General features: G+C 63.5%; 14 protein-coding genes. 7 read left to right on the top strand and 7 right to left on the bottom strand.

The genetic code is table 11. The features are described 5' to 3' along the window. Positions 1-23: 23 nt before the first annotated feature. Entirely contained in the window at positions 24-944 is a 921-nt protein-coding gene (locus tag ACO056_RS13270; protein WP_421855498.1) for a LysR family transcriptional regulator, read from the bottom strand. Positions 945-1,142: 198 nt separating this feature from the next. On the opposite strand from ACO056_RS13270, the gene ACO056_RS13265 reads away from it, so the two are divergent. The 5 genes from ACO056_RS13265 to ACO056_RS13245 all read left to right on the top strand — a co-directional run bounded on the left by ACO056_RS13265 (position 1,143) and on the right by ACO056_RS13245 (position 6,131). After that, on the top strand, positions 1,143-2,099 hold the full coding sequence (locus ACO056_RS13265; protein ID WP_421847478.1) for a LysR family transcriptional regulator: 957 nt from the start codon (positions 1,143-1,145) through the stop codon (positions 2,097-2,099). A gap of 140 nt (positions 2,100-2,239) precedes the next feature. After that, a complete protein-coding gene (locus tag ACO056_RS13260; RefSeq protein WP_421847476.1) occupies positions 2,240-3,376 on the top strand; it encodes a TauD/TfdA family dioxygenase in 1,137 nt (378 codons plus the stop codon). Further along, on the top strand, positions 3,373-4,092 hold the full coding sequence (locus ACO056_RS13255; RefSeq protein ID WP_421847474.1) for a class II aldolase/adducin family protein: 720 nt from the start codon (positions 3,373-3,375) through the stop codon (positions 4,090-4,092). Before ACO056_RS13260 ends, ACO056_RS13255 begins: the two co-directional genes overlap by 4 nt. Positions 4,093-4,097: 5 nt before the next feature. Further along, positions 4,098-5,171, top strand: coding sequence for an alcohol dehydrogenase family protein (locus ACO056_RS13250; RefSeq protein WP_421847472.1), 1,074 nt, complete (start codon positions 4,098-4,100; stop codon positions 5,169-5,171). Between the two features lie 6 nt (positions 5,172-5,177). Continuing rightward, positions 5,178-6,131, top strand: a complete 954-nt coding sequence (locus ACO056_RS13245; protein WP_421847470.1) for an NAD(P)-dependent oxidoreductase — start codon at positions 5,178-5,180, stop codon at positions 6,129-6,131. Between the two features lie 172 nt (positions 6,132-6,303). Here ACO056_RS13245 and ACO056_RS13240 read toward each other — a convergent pair whose 3' ends face one another. The 6 genes from ACO056_RS13240 to ACO056_RS13215 form a co-directional block, all read right to left on the bottom strand. Next, positions 6,304-7,926 carry a GMC family oxidoreductase gene (locus tag ACO056_RS13240; protein WP_421847468.1) on the bottom strand — a complete coding sequence of 541 codons (1,623 nt, stop codon included), beginning with the start codon at positions 7,924-7,926 and terminating at the stop codon, positions 6,304-6,306. Further along, complete coding sequence (locus ACO056_RS13235) at positions 7,923-9,110, bottom strand: mandelate racemase/muconate lactonizing enzyme family protein (RefSeq protein WP_421847466.1); 1,188 nt, start codon at positions 9,108-9,110, stop codon at positions 7,923-7,925. Before ACO056_RS13235 ends, ACO056_RS13240 begins: the two co-directional genes overlap by 4 nt. Then, positions 9,107-10,561, bottom strand: a complete 1,455-nt coding sequence (locus tag ACO056_RS13230) for an aldehyde dehydrogenase family protein (protein ID WP_421847464.1) — start codon at positions 10,559-10,561, stop codon at positions 9,107-9,109. Before ACO056_RS13230 ends, ACO056_RS13235 begins: the two co-directional genes overlap by 4 nt. After that, positions 10,554-11,864 (bottom strand): spinster family MFS transporter, encoded by a 1,311-nt coding sequence (locus ACO056_RS13225; RefSeq protein ID WP_421847462.1) that lies wholly within the window; start codon positions 11,862-11,864, stop codon positions 10,554-10,556. The genes ACO056_RS13230 and ACO056_RS13225 overlap by 8 nt, the downstream gene beginning before the upstream one ends. A 37-nt stretch (positions 11,865-11,901) precedes the next feature. After that, a complete protein-coding gene (locus ACO056_RS13220; RefSeq protein ID WP_421847460.1) occupies positions 11,902-13,974 on the bottom strand; it encodes a sulfotransferase in 2,073 nt (690 codons plus the stop codon). A gap of 156 nt (positions 13,975-14,130) precedes the next feature. Further along, positions 14,131-16,905, bottom strand: a complete 2,775-nt coding sequence (locus tag ACO056_RS13215) for a TonB-dependent receptor (protein WP_421847458.1) — start codon at positions 16,903-16,905, stop codon at positions 14,131-14,133. Positions 16,906-17,469: 564 nt separating this feature from the next. On the opposite strand from ACO056_RS13215, the gene ACO056_RS13210 reads away from it, so the two are divergent. After that, positions 17,470-18,681: an aromatic ring-hydroxylating oxygenase subunit alpha gene (locus ACO056_RS13210; protein ID WP_421847456.1), complete on the top strand. Its 1,212-nt coding sequence runs from the start codon at positions 17,470-17,472 to the stop codon at positions 18,679-18,681. Beyond that, positions 18,671-19,936, top strand: a complete 1,266-nt coding sequence (locus ACO056_RS13205) for a cystathionine gamma-synthase family protein (RefSeq protein WP_421847454.1) — start codon at positions 18,671-18,673, stop codon at positions 19,934-19,936. The genes ACO056_RS13210 and ACO056_RS13205 overlap by 11 nt, the downstream gene beginning before the upstream one ends. The last annotated feature ends 1 nt before the right edge of the window (position 19,937 follow it).

Below are 19,937 nucleotides of genomic sequence, written 5' to 3'. Positions count from 1 at the left end.
CTTCCGTTGCCAGGCGGCGCGTTTCATCCGCGCATTTCCGGCACCATCTCGGTCGGCGCAGGGGCATCGCGGCCCATGCTGTTCGAGAAGTGCCGGATGATCCATTCGCGCAGCAGGAAAATCGCCGGATCGCCGAGGTCCTCGGCATGGGTCTTGAGGTAATAGCCGAAGCCATCCGCCGAGACGCGGTCGTAAGGCATGACCAGCTGCCCGCTGGCGATTTCCTGCGCGAACATATCGATATCCGCCAGCACGACGCCCGAAGCGCCGATGGCATAGCGCACTGCCGAGAACGCGGTATCGAAGGCCAGCCCGTCGCTCGTCTCGATGGCGAGCCGCTGCTGCGCGGCATAGCTTGACCAGAGCAGCCCGCGCGGCTCGCCTTCCAGCTTCACGTGCAGCAGTTCGTTATCGTGCAGGAACTGCTCGAGCGTCTTGCCCTGATGGGTCGCCGCCGTCTCGGGCGAGCAAAGCGGGGCTACGCGCACCATCCACAGAAGGTCTGCCACCGCATCATCGACATTGGGCCGATCAAACACCACCGCCATATCGACGTTATCCCGCGGGGCGCCGGTGACATTGGACGTCACCACGTCGATGCGGATCTCGGGGTGCTCCTTGTGGAACTTGGCGAGCAGCGGCAGCGCATTCTGGTAGAGCAGCGAGGGCGGGATGTGCAGCCGGATTGGCCTGCTTTCCAGATCCTTGTTGCGGATCGTGTTGATCGTCTGCTCCATCCGGTCGAGGCATTTGCTCACGACCGGCAGGAGGATCGAGCCCGCAGGTGTCAGTTTGAGGCCCGTCGACCCCCGCTCGAACAGCGGGCGGCCGATCAGATCCTCAAGGCTGCTGACATGGCGGCTCATCGCGCTTTGCGACACCGTGAGCGCCTGCGCGCCGGCAGTGAAGCTCATGTGCCGTCCCACCGCCTCGAACGCACGCAGCGCGTTTAGCGGCAGCCAGCGGCGGTTGATGAGGCGATCAGGCGCGATCTCGGCTTCTCCGTTGCGTTGCGGCCATTTTGCTCCTCGCATTGATCCCCGTCAATCCGGGTTGCCCCCGTGAAATGACAGCGTGAGAGTTCTTGCCCCACGATAACAGTTTATAATATGAGGGTTCACGCATTTTTATCGTGAGGTCCGATGCTGCTCCCCGCCGAGTTCGATTTCCACGCGTTGGAAGTCTTCGTCCTCACAGTCGAACTGGGCGGGATGACAGCGAGCGCACAACAGCTGCGCATCACCCAGTCCGCCGTCTCGCAGACCATCGCGCGGCTGGAGCAGGGCATCGGCGCGACGCTGTTCGACCGTACGCTGCGCCCGCTCGGGCTGACACCGGCGGGCCGCGCGCTGTATGAACGCGCCACGCACCTCCTCGCCACCGCGCGCACGATGGTCGATGAAGTGCGCGAAGGCGCCAATCAGCCGATCGACAAGGTCACCGTCGCTATGGCGGAATCGCTGGCGATCCTTCTCACCGGGCCGCTGTTGAACCGGCTGGGGCCGCGCGTGGCGCGCTGGCGCGTGCGTTCGGGCATCTCGCTCAACCAGCAGCAGGATTTCCTCGCGCGGCGCGTCGATCTGCTGATCACTGGCAGCAGCGTGCTCGAAAAGCAGGAAGGCGTCGTCCATCATGACGTGCTTGACGATCCTTTCGTGCTGGTGTTCCCGCCCAGCTTTCGCGGCGTGGCCGATCCGATTGCCGCCGCGGAAGGCCTGCCGTTCGTGCGCTATTCGCTCGATACCGGCATGGGCCAGCGCATCGAAAGCCAGCTCACGCGCATGCGGCTGCGTCTGCCCAACGTGATCGAGGTCGATATCGTGCCGCAGCAGTTGAACGCGGTCGCGCTCGGTATCGGCTGGAGCATTACCTCGCTGCTCTGCCTTGCGGCGATGCCCGCGCTGATCCCGGACTTGCGGATCGAGCCTTTGCCCCGCGCGCGGTTTGCCCGCCGCATCCAGGTTGTCAGCCGCGCGGGCGAACTGGGCGATCTAGCCATGGAAACCGCCACGCTGACGGGCGAGACGATCCGCAATGAAAGCCTGCCGCCGATCCTCGCCCAGCTGCCCTGGGCAGAAGACCTCCTCGGCAGCGGCTGATCCATCGATGCGAGTGCATTACGGTCATTGATACGATATATGATTCTTGATGATGCACTGCTGAGCCTGTCCATTCCGGGCTAGAGTCGCGCGGCGAGAGAGCGGCAGTCAGGCCGCCGCCCATCCCAGCGGGGGAAACCATGAACGTCACCACCTCGTCCGCAGCACCGGTCACGCTGACCGAAACCGGGCTCGAAGTCGTGCTCCCCGGCGGCATATCGGCCTATTTCAACAACTACTGGCTGCGCGATAACTGCCCGACTTCGTTTGATAGCCAGACGCGCGAGCGCGTGTTCGATATCTTCCACCTCGATGCTGCGCCGCGCCCGCGCCGCGCCGAAGTGGTGGGTGATGCGCTGGAAGTGGCGTGGGACGGCGAGAACCACACCAGCCACTATCCGCTGAGCTGGCTGGCAAGCTATGCCGCGGGCAAGCGCCGCCACGATCCGTCCGATCTGCCGCGCCGTGCATGGTATGCCGATCATTACCCCAACGTCGCCCGCTTCCCGCAGGCGGAACTGATGGCCGACAAGGCCAAGGTTGCTGAATGGCTCAAGGCGCTGATCGTCGAAGGCGTCGCGCTGGTGACGGACATGCCGGATAGTGACGAGGGTCTGACCGATCTCGTCAAGCTGATGGGCCACGTGCGCCCGACCTTCTTCGGCGAATACTTCGATGTGATGACGCATATCGAGCCGACGAACCTGGCCTACACCGCCAAGGCGCTCGAGCTTCACACCGATACCCCGGCGGAGGACATGGCCCCCGGCGTGCAGTTCCTCCACTGCCGCGCCAACAGCGTGCAGGGCGGGGCCAACCTGTTCCTCGATGGGGTCGCGGTCGCCAACGATTTTCGCGAACTCTACCCCGAGGATTTCAAGCTCCTCGCCGAGACCGAAGTGCCGTTCTACTGCGAGCACGATACTTATGACGTCCGCTCGCGCCAGCGGGTGATCGAGCTTGATGCGCATGGCGAGGTTTCCGGCGTCACCATCAGCCAGCATATGGCCGATGTATTCGATCTGCCGCAGGACGTGCTCGACCGGTATTACCCTGCGTTTTGCCGGTTCGGCCGCATGCTGCAATCGGACAAGTACCTCATGCGCTTCCGCATCAACGCGGGCGAATGCATCGTGTTCGACAACCACCGCATCGTTCACGGGCGCGAGGCCTATTCGGCCACCAGCGGTGCGCGCTATCTGCGCGGCACTTATGCCGATCGCGGCGAGATGCGCAGCACCTTCCGCGCGCTGACGAGCGAAGGCCGCTTCAAGTGACGGAGGCCGAAGTCGCGGCGCTGCGCGAGGACCTTGCCGCCGCATTCCGCATCACCGCGCAGATGGGCTGGTCGGAATCGGTCGGCAACCATTTCAGCGCGGCGGTTTCGGCGGACGGCAAGAAGTTCCTCCTCAACCGCAAGTGGCAACATTTCGCGAGCATCAGGCCCGATGATCTGATGCTGCTCGATGCCGATGACGCAGACGTGATGAACAGCCCCGATGCGCCCGATGCCTCGGCCTGGACGATCCATGGCACCGTGCACCGCCAGTGCCCCGCCGCGCGCGTGATCATCCATTGCCACCCGCCGCACGCGACTGCGCTCGCCACGCTGGCGGACCCGCGCATGCTGCCGCTCGATAACAATACCGCGCGGTTCTTCAATCGGCTCGCGATCGATCAGGGCTTTGGCGGGATTGCCGATGAGGTGGAGGAGGGCCTGCGCCTCGCCGCTGTGCTGGGCAATCACAAGACGCTGCTGATGGGCAACCACGGGATCACTTGCACCGGGCCGACGGTCGCCGAGGCCTTCGAGGACCTCTATTTCTTCGAGAAGGCGGCGCAGACCTTGCTGCTCGCCTATGCCAGTGGCCGGCCGCTCAGTGTCCTGTCGGACGAGGTGGCCGAGAAGACCGCGCGCGGCTGGGATGACTATCGCGGCATGTCCTACGCGCATTTTGATTGGCTGAAATCCCAGCTTCCGGCGCTGGATTGACAGTTATGGATGCCATCCCTGCCACCATGTCCGCCGTTCTGCTCACCGGCAATGGCGGCTTCGAATGCCTGTCCTATCGCACCGATGTGCCGGTGCCGCAGCCCCGCGCGGGTGAAGTGCTGGTCCGGGTCGGCGCCTCGGGGGTCAACAACACCGATATCAACACCCGCATCGCTTGGTATTCCAAAGCCGTCACGGTCGCTACGGAAGAGGGCGGCGGCGACGGGTTCGCCGAGGCGAAGACCGAGGATTCGGGCTGGACCGGCGCGTTGCCGCAGTTTCCGCGCATTCAGGGCGCCGATGCCGCCGGACGCATCGTGGCCGTGGGTGAAGGGGTCGACCCCGCCCGCGTGGGCGAGCGCGTGCTGGTCGAGCCGGTATTCAGGGGTGCCAGCCGGTTCGAGGCCACCTATTTCGGCTCCGAAGTCGATGGGGCCTTTGCGCAATTTGCCCGCGTGCCTTCAGCCCATGCGCACCGCATCGATACCGCGCTGACCGATATCGAACTCGCCTCGTTCCCCTGCGCCTATTCGGCGGCCGAAAACATGCTGACCCGGACTGCGCTCGCGGCCGGTGAGCGGGTGCTGATCACCGGCGCTTCGGGCGGGGTCGGCTCGGCTGCGGTGCAACTGGCGAAACGGCGCGGCGCCGAAGTCACTGCGCTTGCCAGCCCGGAAAAGGCCGCTGGCGTGCGCGCGCTCGGTGCCGGCTGCGTCGAAGCTCGTGACGCGCGTTTCGAGCCGGAAACTTTCGACGTCGTGATCGATGTCGCGGGCGGGGCAGGGTTCCCTGCGCTGCTCGATGCTCTCAAGCGCGGCGGGCGCTACGGCGTTGCGGGCGCGATTTCCGGGCCGATTGCCGAGCTCGACTTGCGCACGCTCTACCTCAAGGACCTGACGCTCTACGGCTGCACGATCCTTGAGCCGGAGGTCTTCCCCAATCTCGTCGGCTATATCGAGCGCTGCGAGATTCGCCCCGTTGTCGCGGCGACCTATCCGCTTTCCGAAATCGTCGCGGCGCAGCGCGCCTTCCTTACCAAGCAGCACGTCGGCAAGATCGTGCTCACTCCTGGAGCATAGATTGCAATGAAGATCGGTTTCATCGGCCTCGGCAACGTTGGCGGCAAGCTTGCGGGCAGCCTGATCCGCAATGGCCATGACGTCACCGTGCGCGATCTCAATCTTGAGCTCGTTGCCGAATATGTCGCGCGCGGCGCGAAGGAAGCCGCCAGCCCGGCGGCGCTCGGTGAAGCGGTCGATGTGATCATCACCTGCTTGCCGTCCCCCGCTGCCAGCGCGGCCGTCGCGGAAGGCGAAGACGGCTTCCTCGCCGTCATGCGCCCCGGGCAGGTGTGGATGGAAATGAGCACGACCGACTATGCCGAAGTTCTGCGCCTCGGCCCACTGGTCGAAGCGCGCGGCGGGCTGTTCATGGAATGCCCCGTTTCCGGCGGCTGCCACCGCGCCGATACCGGCAATATCTCGATCTTCGCCGCCGGTCCACGCGAAGGGTTCGAGCGCGTGCTGCCAGTGCTCACCACGCTCGGCCGCCGCGTGCTCCACACCGGCGATTGGGGTACGGCCTCGCAGCTCAAGGTGATGACCAACTTCCTCTGCACCGCGCACCTCGTCGCACTCGCCGAGGCGCTGACCGTGTGCAAGGCTGTCGGCCTCGACATGAACACGACCTATGAGGCGATCCGCATTTCCTCGGGCAACAGCTTCGTCCACGAGACGGAGAGCCAGGTCATCCTCAACGGCAGCCGCGATATCAACTTCACCATGGACCTCGTCTCCAAGGACGTCGGCCTGTTTGACAAGATCGCGCAGGAAACCGGCGTGCCGGTGGAAATGTCGCCGCTGATCGTCCGCCTGTTCAAGGAAGGCGAGGCTGCTTTCGGCCCGCGCGAGTTTTCGCCCAACATCATCCGCCGCTATGAGGAGCCTGTCGGCATCAAGGTGCTGGGCACTGGCTTCCCGGATCAGATGGTCGATGATGAGCCGGAAGAGCCGGGCTACGAAGTGGTGCCGCGCCGGTAAGCGGTGCGCGCCGCACACCAGATTCCCCCAAAACCGCTCATGCTGAGCTTGTCGAAGCATCATGCCCGGCGGTTGTGCTGGCACCCTTCGACAAGCTCAGGGTGAGCGGGGTTGGGATGGCGGAACTGCAGAGATCCAGGTTCGGTCATCCCGGGCTTGATCCAGGGTCGCGCTATGTTCGGCGCGCAGCCTCAAGGATCATCGCTGCACCCTTTTCCGCTACCATCACTGTCGGCGCATTGGTGTTGCCCGAGGTGATGTTGGGGAAGATCGAAGCGTCGATCACGCGCAGGCCTTCGGTGCCGTGGACGCGCAGCTGCGCATCGACCACCGAGGTCGCGGCATCCGGGCCCATCGCGCAGGTGCCGGTGGGGTGATAGACCGTGTCGGCGCGCGCGCGGAAATCGGCGAGTTGGTCTTCCTCGCTCACTACCGCCGGGCCGGGGATCAGTTCTTCGGTGATCATGTCGGCCAGCGGCCTGCTCGCCGCGATCTTGCGCAGCAGGCGGTTACCCGCGCGCACTTCGGCGATGTCGCTCTCGGTCGAGAGATAGTTTGGCTGGATCACCGGATAGGTCAGCGGATCGGCCGAGCGTAGTTCGAGATGGCCCCGGCTTGTCGGGCGGCACGGATTGAACGAGAGCAGGAAGGCCGAAAACGGATCGGGATTGAGCAGCTTGCGCGCCGCGAGCGGTGTCTTGGTGTAGCTCACCGGGCTGAAATAGAGCTGCAGATCGACGTTCGGCGCGTCCCGGTCGCTGCGCACGAACCCGCCGCTCTGGTTCACGCTCAGCGAGAGCGGCCCGCGCCGGTCGAACGCGAAGCGCAGCGCCGCTTGCGCCTTGCCGAGCAGCGGGTGGAGCTCGTCGTTCAAGGTTGCGGTGCGCACCTTGTAGAAATAGGAAACCGCCAGATGGTCCTGCAAGTTGCGGCCGACAGCGGGCAAGTGGCTCTGCACGGCGATGCCATGCTGCGCGAGGGCCGCGCCATCGCCGATGCCGGAGAGCATCAGCAGCTGCGGCGAATTGATCGCGCCGCCTGACAGGATGACTTCGCGGCGTGCCCGTACCTGCTGCAGCTTGCCGCCGCGTCTGTACTCAATGCCGACTGCCCGCGCGCCATCGAACAGTACGCGCGTCGCGTGGGATTTTGTCCGCAACGTCAAGTTCTTGCGCTTCAACGCCGGGTGCAGAAAGGCATTGGCGGTCGACGCGCGCCAGCCGCCGCGCGTGTTGATCTGGTAGAAGCCGACCCCTTCGGAATTGCTGCCGTTGAAATCGCTCGTCACCGGAAAACCGAGGGTTTCGGCGGTTTCGATGAAGCTGTGGCAGACCGGGTGGACGTGCGGGGTGATCTCCGTCACGTGTTGCAAGCCGCCGCGCCCATGGTGCGCGCTGAAGCGGTCGAAGTCTTCCGACTTGGTGAAATACGGCAGCACGTCGTCCCAGCCCCAGCCGGGGTTACCCGCTGCGCGCCAGTCGTCGAAATCGCGCGGCTGCCCGCGCACATAGACCATTGCGTTGATCGAGCCCGAGCCGCCGATTACCTTGCCGCGCGGCCAGTAGCTGCTGCGCCCGCCAAGCCCTTCGATGGCTTCCGTGTCGTACATCCAGTTGATGCGCTTGTCGAAAAAGGTGCGGCCATAGCCGATCGGCATCTGGATCCAGATCGAGAGATCGCTGCCGCCCGCTTCAAGCAGCAGCACGGTGGACTTCCCGTCCTCGGTCAGCCGATTGGCCAGCACGCAGCCGGCGGTTCCGGCACCGACCACGATATAGTCGAACGTTTCGGTCATTGGACGGGGTGCTGTGTCATTTCCAGATGCAGCATATCCCCGGTGTAGGGATGCGCGCGGGCTATGTCCTCATCAAGCTCGATGCCGAGCCCCGGTTCCGTCGGCGGGATCACATGGCCCTCTTCGAAGCGGATCGGCGTCTTGAGGATATCGGTATGGAAGCCGCCCCATTCTTCGATGCTTTCCAGAATCAGGAAGTTGGGTGTGGCGGTGGCCAACTGGATATTGGCCGCGCCCACCACCGGGCCGCAATAGAGATGCGGCGCGATCTGCACATGGCGCACTTCGGCCATCCCCGCGATCTTCTTGGCTTCCAGCAGCCCGCCAACGCGCCCCAGGTTCATCTGGAGGATGGCCGCGCCGCCGGCATCGAGCAGGCGGGCGAAGTCATACTTGGTCGAAAGCCGCTCGCCGGTCGCGATGGGAATGCTCGTCGCGCGCGCGACTTTGGCCATTTCCTCGGGCGCATCGGGGGGCACCGGTTCCTCGAGCCATAGCGGATCGGCTGCCTCGAGCCGCTTCGCCAGCCGGATCGCGCCCGCCGCCGTCATCTGGCCATGCGTTCCGAACAAGAGGTCGGCCTTGGTGCCGACAGCTTCGCGCAGGGTGTTCGCAAAGCGCTCCGAAAGGTCGAGAGCCTCTAGCGAAAGCTGCCGGCCGTCAAACGCCGAATAAGGCCCGGCTGGATCGAACTTGAGCGCAGTGAAGCCCATGGCGAGGTATTCCGCCGAACGCTCCGCCGCGAGATCGGGATCGTGATAAACGTCGGTCTGATCGCCCGGGCGCGGGTAGATATAGGTGTAGGCGCGGAGCCGCTCATGCACCTGCCCGCCAAGCAGCTTGTAGACCGGCTGCCCCGCCGCTTTGCCGATGATGTCCCAGCACGCCATTTCCAGCGCGCTCAACACGCCCATCAGCGAGAGATCGCTGTGCTGGGTGAACCCGCTCGAATAGACGCGCCGCCAGAGGTTCTCGATATCGTGCGGATCGCGCCCGGCCGCATAGCGCGCGAAGACGTCCTCGATCATCTTTGCCACGAGATGGGGCGAGAAGGGGACGCAATAGGCCTCCCCGATCCCGCTCACCCCGCAGGCCGTCGTCAGCTTCACGAACACGAAGTAGCGCCCGCCGAAATGCGGCGGCGGATTGCCGACGACAAACGTCTCGATATCGGCGAGCTTCATGCCGCCTCGAAGCCGTTGATCACCTTGATTTCGAGGTAATCGTGGAGGCCGAACTCGCCCCACTCACGCCCGTTGCCTGATTGCTTGTAGCCGCCGAAGGGCGAGCAATAGTCCTGCCCGGCGCCGTTCAGATAGACGCTGCCCGCGCGCAGCTGACGCGCCACCCGCCGCGCACGCTCCATGTCACCTGTCTGGACATAGGCGGCGAGGCCGTAGGGGGTATCGTTGGCGATCGCGACGGCATCCGCCTCGTCCGTGAACGGGATCATCGCGAGGACGGGACCGAAGATTTCCTCGCGCGCGATGGTCATCTGGTTGGTCACGTCAGCAAAGATCGTCGGCTTGACATAGTAGCCGCGGTTGAACCCGTCAGCCCGGCCCGGACCACCCGTCACGAGCCGCGCGCCTTCCGCGATTCCCGCTTCGATGAGCTTCTGAATGCGATCGAAGTGGACCTTGCTGACGACGGGTCCGAGATGCGGGCCTTTCTCCATCGGGTCGCCCAGCGTGACGCTCTCGGCCACAGTCTTCGCGATCTCGACCGCCTCGTCATAGACCGAGGCTTCCACCAGCATGCGCGTGGGCGCATTGCACGATTGGCCCGTGTTGTTGAAGCAATGGCGCACCCCGCGTGTGACGGCAGCTTCCAGCCCGGCATCGGCAAAGACCAGATTGGGAGACTTGCCGCCAAGTTCCTGCGAAACACGCTTCACGGTTTCGGCGGCAGACTTCGCCACCTGCACACCTGCGCGGGTGGAGCCTGTGAACGAGACCATGTCCGCTTCCGGGTGGCTCGTCAGCGCGTCGCCAATGCCGGGGCCGGTGCCGTGCACCATGTTGAACACGCCCGCCGGGAAGCCTGCTTCGTGGATGAATTCAGCGAAAAGCTGGGCCGAGAGCGGCGCGATCTCGCTGGGCTTCAAAACCATCGTGCAGCCTGCCACCAGCGCCGGGCCGATCTTGGCGGCGAGTTGGTTGATCGGCCAGTTCCACGGCGTGATCAGCGCGCAGACGCCCACCGCCTCGTGCACCAACCGCCCACGCCCACCGAGCGGCCGCTCCCAGACGAGTTCGCGCGCGGCCTTTACCGTTTCCCTGAGGTGCCCCGGACCGCATTCGGCCTGCGCATTATAGGAAAGGTCGTAGGGCGCGCCCATTTCGGTGCTGATCGCGGTGACCATCTCGTCATAGCGCGCTTCGAATATCGCGATGAGCTTCTCGACGAGGGCGAGGCGTGCCTCGAGGCTCAGCGAAGAATAGCCGTCAAACGCTGCACGCGCGGCTGCCATGGCGCGGTCGACGTCGTCCGGCCCGCACAGCGCCACGCGTGCGCAGACTTCCTCGGTCGCAGGATTGATCGCTTCGAACACCGCAGTCGAGGTGGCGGGCAGCGACCAGGCGCCATTGATGTAGGAGGGGAGGGGGGCCAAAGTGCTTGAATGTTCAGACATATCCGATAGCTCGCTTCTGGTCTTCGACGATCGTTCTCGCCGCCATGAAATAGTGGAACGCCGCCCAGAAGCCGGTGGGGGCCAGGATCAGCAGGGCGGAGCGCAGCGACGCGGCATCGGGGCCGGCGGGGCCCGCAAAGTAATCGCTCAGCAAGCCGACGCCCTGCGGCGCGACGATCAGGTTGAACACGTTGGCAATGAGGAGCGCGATCGCGCTGAACATCGCGCGCATCTTCGGCGGTGCAAGGTTCTGGCCCAGCGCGAAGGCGGGGCCGATGTAGAAATAGATGCCCGGGATGAACAGCCACAGCGAGACCGTCGCAAGGGTCAGGTTGTGGGTATAGATCGCGATGATGCCGGGCACCGTTGCCACAGCGGTCACCGCACCCAGCAGATACACGATCTTGCGCGGATCGGTGTACGAAGGACGCCCGAGAATCCACGCCGTCAGCAGCGAAGCACCGATTCCCATGACGAGGTGGATCGGGCCGACAATCGCGCCGGCCTGGCCCACGTCGATCTGATAGGTGCGCTGGAGGAACGTGGGGATGAACCACATGAGGCCCCAGCCCCAGAGCGCGCCGACGCCGCTTCCCATCATCACGTGCACCGCCGAGCGCTGGCTCAGGCAGAAGCGCATGGTTTCCATCAGCGTTGGATCATCGTCGCTCTTGATCACGTCGAGGCAGCCGCGCTTGGGCTCGCGGATCGTCGCCATGATCAGGAGCGCGAGCAGCACGCCCGGAATGCCGAGCACGAGGAACGCCGCGCGCCAGCCATAGGCATGGGCCACTGCGCCCGCCATGTCCGCGCCGATCCAGGCGCCGATGGGGGCGCCAAGGCAAAAGATCGTCAGCGCCATCGGGCGCCGCGCGGCGGGGAAATAGTCGCAGATGATCGAATTGCACGAAGGCGTGCCGCCTGCTTCGCCGATACCAACACCCATGCGCGCCAGCAAAAGCTGCATGTAGCCCCTGGAAAGACCGCACATCGTCGTCATCACCGACCACAGCGTGATCGAGATCGCGAGCAGGTTGCGCCGGTTGTAGCGATCCGCGATCCACGAGAGCGGAATGCCCATGCTGACATAGAACAGCGCCAGCGAAACACCGGTGAGGAAAGCCACGCCGCTATCGCTGAGGTGAAGATCGAGCCGGATCTGCTCGAGCACGGTCGACATCACGTAGCGGTCCGCGATGTTGATCGTATAGGCCAGCATCATCACGAACAGCACGTACCAGCGCAGTGCTACCGAAGCATTTTCCTCACCTGCGGGTGCTGCTGTCGCGCCTATTGCTGCCATTGACTGATCCTGTCCCGATTAGGCTTGTTGCTTGTTTTCATGTTGCGGCTCTGGGGGCCAGCTCCGGCCCGAGCGCCTCGCGCAGCGGTTCAAGCCAGGGCTCGAACTTCTTCCACTGATCGAGCCCGTCACGGAAGATGGGCTGGCGCACTTGCTCCGAACTCGGCGTGCGCACGGCGCGCTTGGTCTTGTGGAACTCGACGCAGGCGTCCTCGAAGGGGAGGCCGCAGTAATCGAGGATGCGGCGCACGCTGCCTTCGAGGTCTTCGACCACGTCCTCGTGCTGCACCCGCAGCACCCGGCCGGGGAGCACGGCGTCCCAGTGGTCCATCAGCTCGACATAGGTGCGATAGTACCGGGCGATGTCCTCGACGCCGTAGCTGAACTCCTGCCCACGGGTGAACAGCTGCTTGAGGTTGCTGAAGCAGCAGGCCATCGGCTCGCGCCGCGCATCGATGATCTTCGCATTGGGCAAGATCAGATGAATGAGCCCGATGTGCCGGAAATTGTTCGGCATTTTGTCGATGAACATGGGCCTGCCCATAACGCGGTTGGGCATGGTGTCGGCGATGTATCGTTCGCCGAAGCGGCGCACGGTTTCTTCGTCCATCTCACCCAGCACTGCGGGATATCGCGGATTCTCGAAATCGAGCTCGCGCCCTTGCAGCCCGTGCACGATGCGCTGGATATCGGGAAGCTCCTGCGTGCCTTCGACCATCGAGTGGGAGGCGAGGATCTGCTCGATCAGAGTCGAACCGGAGCGCGGCAGGCCCACCACAAAGATAGGGGAGGGATCGTCCAGCCCCCAGCCGACCCGCTTGGCAAAGAAGGCGGGAGTGCACACGCGCTTCTGCTCGCTCGTGTTTTTTTCGAATACCTCGGGCGCATAGCCGCTGCCGGCCCGGTGCAGGGCATTACCGCGTACATAAGCGGCCCACGCGGCTTCGTAGTCGCCTGCGTCTTCGAGTGCCTTGCCCAGGGCAAACGCAAGGTGGATCCGATCAATCTCGGCGGTTGCAGGATCATCGAGCTGCGTCCGCATGATCGCGATGGATTCGGGTGTGAAGCGGTAGGTCTTGAGGTTGGCAAGGCTCCACCAGGCATCACCGAACTCTGGGCGGATTGCCGTGGCCGCCATATAGGCATCGATTGCTTCGCTGGTCTGGCCGATCGTCTTGAGCGAGTGTCCCAGCCATAGGTTGAGATCCGCGCGGCGAAGCGGCGCAGCCGGCGCGTCATCCGTAATCTCGGATAACATTTCGCGATAGGCCGGGATCACACTTTCGGAATCGCCCAACCCGATCTGGATCGTCGCCGCGTGAGTGCGGTATACATGATTGGCAGGAAAGGCTTGCAGCAGGGGTTCCAGAGCGTCGCGTGCTTGCAGAAACTTGTGCAGGCCGATCAGCACCTGCACATATTCTTCCCGCGCCTCGTGATGGTCGGGCACCATGGCGAGAACGCCCGCGTAGAGGGCCTCGGCGTCATCGAGGACAAAGCGCAAGGCACCGATCTGGGCGAGCAAGCGCATACCCTCGGGGTGGTCGCCGCGGTCGAGCAGGAAGCGGCGGATCAACGTTTCTGCCGCGGCAACCTCGCCGTCGTGGAACAGCACTTTGGCCTGCACGATCGGGTCCGGAATGCTGGCAAGATGAGCGAAGTGGCGCGACGCAAAGTCGGCACTCCGCAAGTCGCCCGTCATGCGATAGAGTCCGTCGAGCATGTGCCAGCCCAACGCCAGCGCCGGATTGATGCTCACCGCGGTGCGCAAATCGAAGATCGCGGCGGGGGCGTCGCGCCGCGCGACGTGGCAAAGGCCACGTTCGAGGAACATCTGGCTGAAATTGGGATGGTGCTGCGCGAAACGCCCGAGCGCTTCCAGCGCGTCGTCCGTACGCTTCAACATGCGCAGGGAATGCGCCTCGATCAGCAGCAGATCGCGATTGGCGGGGTATGAAGCAAGTAGCCGCTGCGCGTCCGCTACCGCGCCTGCGTATTCGCCCTTGTCCCGAAGGACGTAAAGAGCCCTGAGTTCTTCCTCCCGCGGCTCGCCCGATTGCGGGGCAGCACGGGCCTTGTCTGATGGAGTGAGATCAACTTGCGTGGCCATCTAGTTTCCTGCCGGCAATGGCCCAGAACGTAGCAACGTGCTTATCAAAGTGCCGAACAAACTCGCTCAACAAATTCGCCCATCAAGATTGCTGGGCCTTGTGGAAGCAAGGGGCGGCGTGCTGGACGCCGCCCCTTCCATTCCGGATGCATCAGATCACAGCTTGGTGGCGATCTTGATGCCGTAGGTCATCGGACGCACGACCGTCGAAGTCTTGATGTACTGCGACGAGTTGGTGAAGGTCGAGGCGTGGCTGTTGAAGATGTTGTCCCCGAACAGCGTCACCGACCAGTTGTCGCGGGTGAAGCCGATCTGGGCATCCGCCAGAGCATAGCCCTTCATCTTGTAGCGCAGCACGGTCGTGCCCGGAATGATCACGCCATTCGCGGAGACACTGTTGCCGTTCGCCACTTCATCGCCCGACGGGTACGTGCCCGGCTGGTTGAAGTAGGAGCTGGTGTAGTTCACACCGGCCGCAACGAACCAGTTGATGTCAGCCTTGCCGGTCCATTCGTAGCGGGCGCGGATATTGCCCTGGAACTTGGGGCTGAACGGCGTGACGCTGCCGGGGGTGCCATAGGGGCTTTGCACCGACAGGGCCGGCTTCACCGAGCCATCGGCATTCAGACCACCAAAGCGCGTCGTCAGGCACTTGCCCACGTCCGTCGCGGTCGGGTTGTTGACGATGAAGCACGGCGAATTGGCCTGCTTGCTGTCATTGTAGGTGCCCGAGCCCTGGATGGTGAGGCCGGTGGCCGGACGAGCAATGATCTGCGCTTCGATACCCTTGATGTGGTAGGTCGGGCCGTTTGCCGCGAACGCGGTGTTGCCGAACCCGGCCGCCGGGTTGAAGAAGCCGATCTGGATGTTGTCCCAGCTCATGTAATAGGCCGACAGGTTGAACGTGACCTTGCGGTCAAACAGGTCAGTCTTCAGGCCCACTTCCCAGTTGGTAAGGTTGTCGGGCGAATAAGCCGCCGGAACCAGCAACTGGAAGTTCTTCGTGTCGGTCTTGGTCTTGGTCGGCTTGCCGGCGGCGTCGATGTACGGGAACGTCCCGTCCTGCACGCGCGCCGAGGGACCGCGGTTGAACGCACCCGGACGGAAACCCTGGCTGAAAGTCGCGTAGAGGAGCGTACCGGGCTGCGGCTTCCAGGAGATCGTCGCCTTGCTCTTGAAGCCGTGGTAGGTGGACTTGAGGCCGAGCGCATCAAGGTTGGAGCCTCTTACGCAGCTGGGCTGCTGGTAGCAGGCGTACATGGAAGTCGAGTAAACCGAACCGACTTCAAACTCCTTGTAGTTGTAGTAGCGCGTGCCGCCCGTGACCGTCAGGTTCGGCAGGATATCAAAATCGACCGAGCCGAAAGCCGCATACTGCTTGAAGCCGCGCTGGGTGTCTTCACCGAAGCCAACCGACGGACCACGCAGGCCCTGCACGTTGAGTGTAGCAGCCGGGTTCGGACCAACCGCGCCTACGCAATCGAACTTGCTATCGACAATCTGCTGATGGGTGAGCGAAGCATCGCAGGACGGAACCGTCTTGTAATCCCAGTCCTGATTGTCCTGGATCTTGAAGTTCTCGTAGTACCCGCCGACGATCGCGCGGATGCGCTTGTCGTCCGGCGTCGTCACACGAATTTCGTGGCTCTCGTGCGTGCTGCGAACCTTGTCGGTCCAGTAAGAGGTCGGTTCATAGCAGGTCGGCGGCGCACCGGCGCCGTAGTTGGCATAGGTTGAAGCACCCGTGCACTGATAATAGATGCCGTACTGTGCGCGGGCATAGTTGGTGTAATCGCCCTGCTGGCTGATGTGGCGGGTCAGGTAGGCACCGGTATAGATGACCTTGAAGTCACCGACCTTGCCGTTGATCGTCCACGAAGTGTTCGAGAAGTCGTCCTTGTTGTACTGCGGCGTGAACAGCGTCGACGACAGGCCCGTCAGCGGGGCATAGTCATAGGTATAGGTCTGGACTGCGAAAGTGCCGCGCGATTCCAGTTTCTGATAGGCATGCGTGACGAGCAGGTCCCAGTCCGGCGCGACCTTCCAGTCAAGCGACACACGACCGCCGGTGTAATCGACCGGGTTGAAATTGTCTTCAACCAGCGAGTTGTTATCGTACTTGCCGCCGTGCGACTGCTGCTGGGGCGTCAGCTTGTTGCCATTGTTGATGCCGGTTGCCGGATCGGTGTAGTTCAAATAGTACGAGCCAATGTCGGACGTTTGGCGCGTGAAGGTCGAGTACTTGTTGTCGATGTAGCCGCCGTGGTGATCGGCATAGACAACCGCGCGGATCGCGAGTTTGTCTTCGATGATCGGCACGTTGACCATCGCGTTGAAGGAGCCGTTGGCAGCGCCGCCAGCGGTACCGCCGAAGCTGCCCTCGATGCGGCCCTCGAACTTGTCGAGCTTGGGCTTGTTGGTGATGTAGCGCAGCACACCAGCCTGCGCGCCGCCGCCGAAGAGGGTGCCCTGCGGACCCTCGAGCACTTCGACGCGCTCGATGTCAGCGACATAGACGTCAACGTTACGGGCCGGGAACTGCATCGACTGGTCGTCGAGGTAGATCGCCACGTTGGGGAAGCCGCCGATGGTCGCTGAGGACTGCTGGCCGGCGAAGCCCGCCGAGAGGCCGCGCAGGAAGATCGCGCCCTGGCCCGGGCCGTTGTTCGAGAAGGTGACGTTCGGGGTGTACTTGAGCAGGCCGTCAATCGAGGTGACGTTGAGCTTGCTCAGCGTATCGGTGCTGAACGCCTGCAGCGTCAGTGGCACGTCCTGGATCGACTGGTCACGGCGCTGTGCCGTAACGATGATCACATCGGAGTTGGTGGAGGCGGCATCGGCCGACTGCGGCGCCGCTTGTGCCAGCGCCATTTCGCCCGAACCCAGCGCAACGGCAGCAGCCGCGCACGACAACATAAACCGTGATTTCATTGTAACCCCCATCCTTCTCATTTTCCACCCGGCACCTGGCCGGGGTTCATCAAAGCGCGGCAATAGCGTGAAAAAACGAGATGCAACCTCAGGGTAAACCCGCAGGAACATGCGCGAAGGGCGCTGCAAAAGCCGCTTCACACCGGATCGGCCACTCCGGCCGGACCATTCCCAAGCTGGCAATTCCCTGATTTTACTCCCTGTTTTCTGCACGCTCATCGTCGTGTTTGGGCAAGCCTAGGTCAAAGCAAGGTCTAAATCCACCCCCAGATTGCGCCGTCCCCATGTCGCGCCGGGCTGTGTCTTTTTGGCCATGCTCATCGCCAGTTCCCAATCTCTGCCCTCTAGCACCCTGATATTACAGAAATTTATCAGTTTCTCGACGAAGCTGAAACGCGCGGCAAGGGCGGTTGCGGACGTCCGGGCAGCCAATCGCCAGCCCTTTTTGTCTATTTTCCATGGCGGCATAAGGAAATCCGATTGGCTGCATTCGCGCGGTTGGTCCACCCGGTGGTGTATCTGTTCCTCGTGAAATCGGGATGACCCCCGAATGGACACGCACGCATGATCGACTTCAACCGGATCGGCTCGCTTCTCGCCCAGCGGCCCGAGGGCCACTGCCTCCCCCAGGCGCTTTACAACGAGCCCGAAGTCTTCGACTTCGACATGGCCGCCATCTATGGCACGAGCTGGCTGATGGCCGGCTTCGAGTGCGAGCTGCCCAAGGCCGGCAGCTACATCTCGCAGATGGTCGGCAAGTGGCCGGTGCTGATCGTGCGCGGCCGCGACGGGGAAATCCGCGCATTTCACAATTCGTGCCGCCATCGCGGCTCGCTGCTGTGCGCGGCGGGCAGCGGCTCGGCGCCCAAGATCGTCTGCCCCTATCACCGCTGGACGTACGAACTCGATGGCTCGCTGCTCTCGGCGATGCGCATGGAGCCGGATTTCGACAAGGCTTCGCACAGCCTCCGCCCGATCCAGCTCGAGCGCGTCGCCGGCTGCCTGTTCATCTGCTTTGATGACAACCCGCCGCCGTTCAACGAATTCGCGATCAAGCTCGAAGAGTACCTCGGACCGCATGACCTCAAGAACGCCAAGCTAGCGTTCGAGAGCACGATCACCGAATACGCCAACTGGAAGCTGGTGATGGAAAACGGGCGCGAGTGCTATCACTGCGCTACCGGCCACCCGGAGCTTGCGCGCACGTTCCCGGTCGGCATGAAGAAGCACTTCGATGTCGATGGCGATCTGCGCATCCAGACCTTCCACGAGCAGATGGCCGCAGTCGGCCTTGCGACCGAAGCGATCGAAGGCGATTGGTGGCAGCTGGCGCGCTTCCTGCTCAATCCCGAGGTTGTCTCGCTCTCGATGGATGGCAAGCACCTCGTCAAGAAGCTGATGTGTGATCGCAACGGCGGCGATATCGGCTCCATGCGTCTGGCAATCGATCCGCACTGCTTCCTGCATGCAACCGCCGATCACACCTTCATGTTCAGCGCGATGCCGGTGGGGCCGTACGAGACCGCAGTCACGGGCAAGTGGCTGGTTCACAAGGATGCGGTCGAAGGCGTCGACTATTCGGTCGACGAACTCGCCGACCTGTGGACCCGCACCAACCTGCAGGACAAGGAACTGGCCGAGAATAACCAGCTTGGCGTGAACAGCCCCGGTTATGTCCCCGGTCCCTATTCGATGGAAGCAGAGATGCTCGCGCTGCGTTTTACCGACTGGTACTGCGACACCGCAGCCAAGTATGTCGAGACGCATGGCCGCTGATTCTCCGAAGGGACTCCGTCCCGAAACGCTCGCTGTCTCCTTCGGCTATGACCCGGCGGACGCGCTTGGCGCAGTCAAGCCGCCGGTCTATCTCACCTCGACCTTCATCTACCCCAGCGCCCAGCATGCGAAGGATGTCCACGAGGCGTTCTTCGATGGCACCGGGCCGCTGGCGGGGAAGAAGGGTGAGGGGCATATCTATTCGCGTCTCGGGCACCCGGGGCTCGATATCCTCGAAGCGCGGCTTGCCGCGATCGACGGGGCCGAGGCCGCTGCCGCTTTCTCCAGCGGCATGGCCGCGCATTCCTCGATCGCGCTGACATTCGTGAAGCCCGGAGACAGCGTGCTCCATGGCCGCCCGATCTATGGCGGGGTGGACATGCTGTATGGCTCGGTGATGCCGGGCTTTGGCACCCATGTCGAAACGTATACCGATGGCTGCGACCCCGCTGCCGTGCGCGCTGCCGCGCGTGCCGCGCTTGCCAAGGGGCCGCTCGCACTGATCGTGGCTGAAACCCCGGCGAACCCTACCGCCGCCATGGTCGATCTCGATCTCATGGTCGCCGTGGCGGACGAAATCGGCCGCGAGACGGGGCGCCGTCCGCTGGTCGTTGTCGACAACACGCTGCTTGGCCCCTTCGCCCAGCGCCCGATCGAGCAGGGCGTTGATCTCAACATGACCTCGCTCACCAAGTACTGCGCCGGGCACAGCGATCTGCTGGCGGGCGGCGTTACCGGCAAGCTCGAGCTGATCCACCAGCTGCGCAGCTTGCGCACGACATGGGGCAACCACCTCGATCCGTTCACCGCATGGCTTGTCGTGCGCAGCCTTGAATCCGCCTCGGTGCGGATCGAGCGCGCGATGTCCAATGCAAGGCTGGTGGCGGAATTCCTGCGCGATCATCCGAAAGTCGCCGGAGTCACCTACCTCGGCTTCCTTGCCGAAGGTACGCCCGCAAAGGCGGTCTATGATCGCCAGTGCAAGGGCGCGGGCTCGACCTTCTCGTTCCATCTCCATGGCGGCGAGGCAGAATCGTTCCGCATGCTCGATGCGCTGAAGCTGCTCAAGCTCGCGGTCAGCCTTGGCGGCTCGGAGACGCTGATCTGCCATTCGGCGACCACCACGCACTACGCCGTACCCCGCGAGGGGCGGCTTGCGGGCGGCATTACCGATGGTACCATGCGCCTTTCCGTCGGGCTCGAACATGCCGACGATATCATCGCGGATCTCTCACAGGCGCTCGAGGCAGTCTGAA

The organism is Novosphingobium sp. (assembly GCF_965228995.1).
Classification (GTDB): domain Bacteria; phylum Pseudomonadota; class Alphaproteobacteria; order Sphingomonadales; family Sphingomonadaceae; genus Novosphingobium.
Note: the sequence above shows the minus strand (reverse complement) of the source record. Positions and strands in the feature narration are given on the sequence as shown.

Bases quoted from the DNA above. Each gene is read 5' to 3' on its own strand.
- ACO056_RS13265 (WP_421847478.1), top strand. From the start codon at position 1,143: ATGCTGCTCCCCGCCGAGTTCGATTTCCACGCGTTGGAAGTCTTCGTC.
- ACO056_RS13260 (WP_421847476.1), top strand. From the start codon at position 2,240: ATGAACGTCACCACCTCGTCCGCAGCACCGGTCACGCTGACCGAAACC.
- ACO056_RS13250 (WP_421847472.1), top strand. From the start codon at position 4,098: ATGGATGCCATCCCTGCCACCATGTCCGCCGTTCTGCTCACCGGCAAT.
- ACO056_RS13245 (WP_421847470.1), top strand. From the start codon at position 5,178: ATGAAGATCGGTTTCATCGGCCTCGGCAACGTTGGCGGCAAGCTTGCG.
- ACO056_RS13240 (WP_421847468.1), bottom strand. From the start codon at position 7,926: ATGACCGAAACGTTCGACTATATCGTGGTCGGTGCCGGAACCGCCGGC.
- ACO056_RS13235 (WP_421847466.1), bottom strand. From the start codon at position 9,110: ATGAAGCTCGCCGATATCGAGACGTTTGTCGTCGGCAATCCGCCGCCG.
- ACO056_RS13230 (WP_421847464.1), bottom strand. From the start codon at position 10,561: ATGTCTGAACATTCAAGCACTTTGGCCCCCCTCCCCTCCTACATCAAT.
- ACO056_RS13225 (WP_421847462.1), bottom strand. From the start codon at position 11,864: ATGGCAGCAATAGGCGCGACAGCAGCACCCGCAGGTGAGGAAAATGCT.
- ACO056_RS13220 (WP_421847460.1), bottom strand. From the start codon at position 13,974: ATGGCCACGCAAGTTGATCTCACTCCATCAGACAAGGCCCGTGCTGCC.
- ACO056_RS13215 (WP_421847458.1), bottom strand. From the start codon at position 16,905: ATGAAATCACGGTTTATGTTGTCGTGCGCGGCTGCTGCCGTTGCGCTG.
- ACO056_RS13210 (WP_421847456.1), top strand. From the start codon at position 17,470: ATGATCGACTTCAACCGGATCGGCTCGCTTCTCGCCCAGCGGCCCGAG.
- ACO056_RS13205 (WP_421847454.1), top strand. From the start codon at position 18,671: ATGGCCGCTGATTCTCCGAAGGGACTCCGTCCCGAAACGCTCGCTGTC.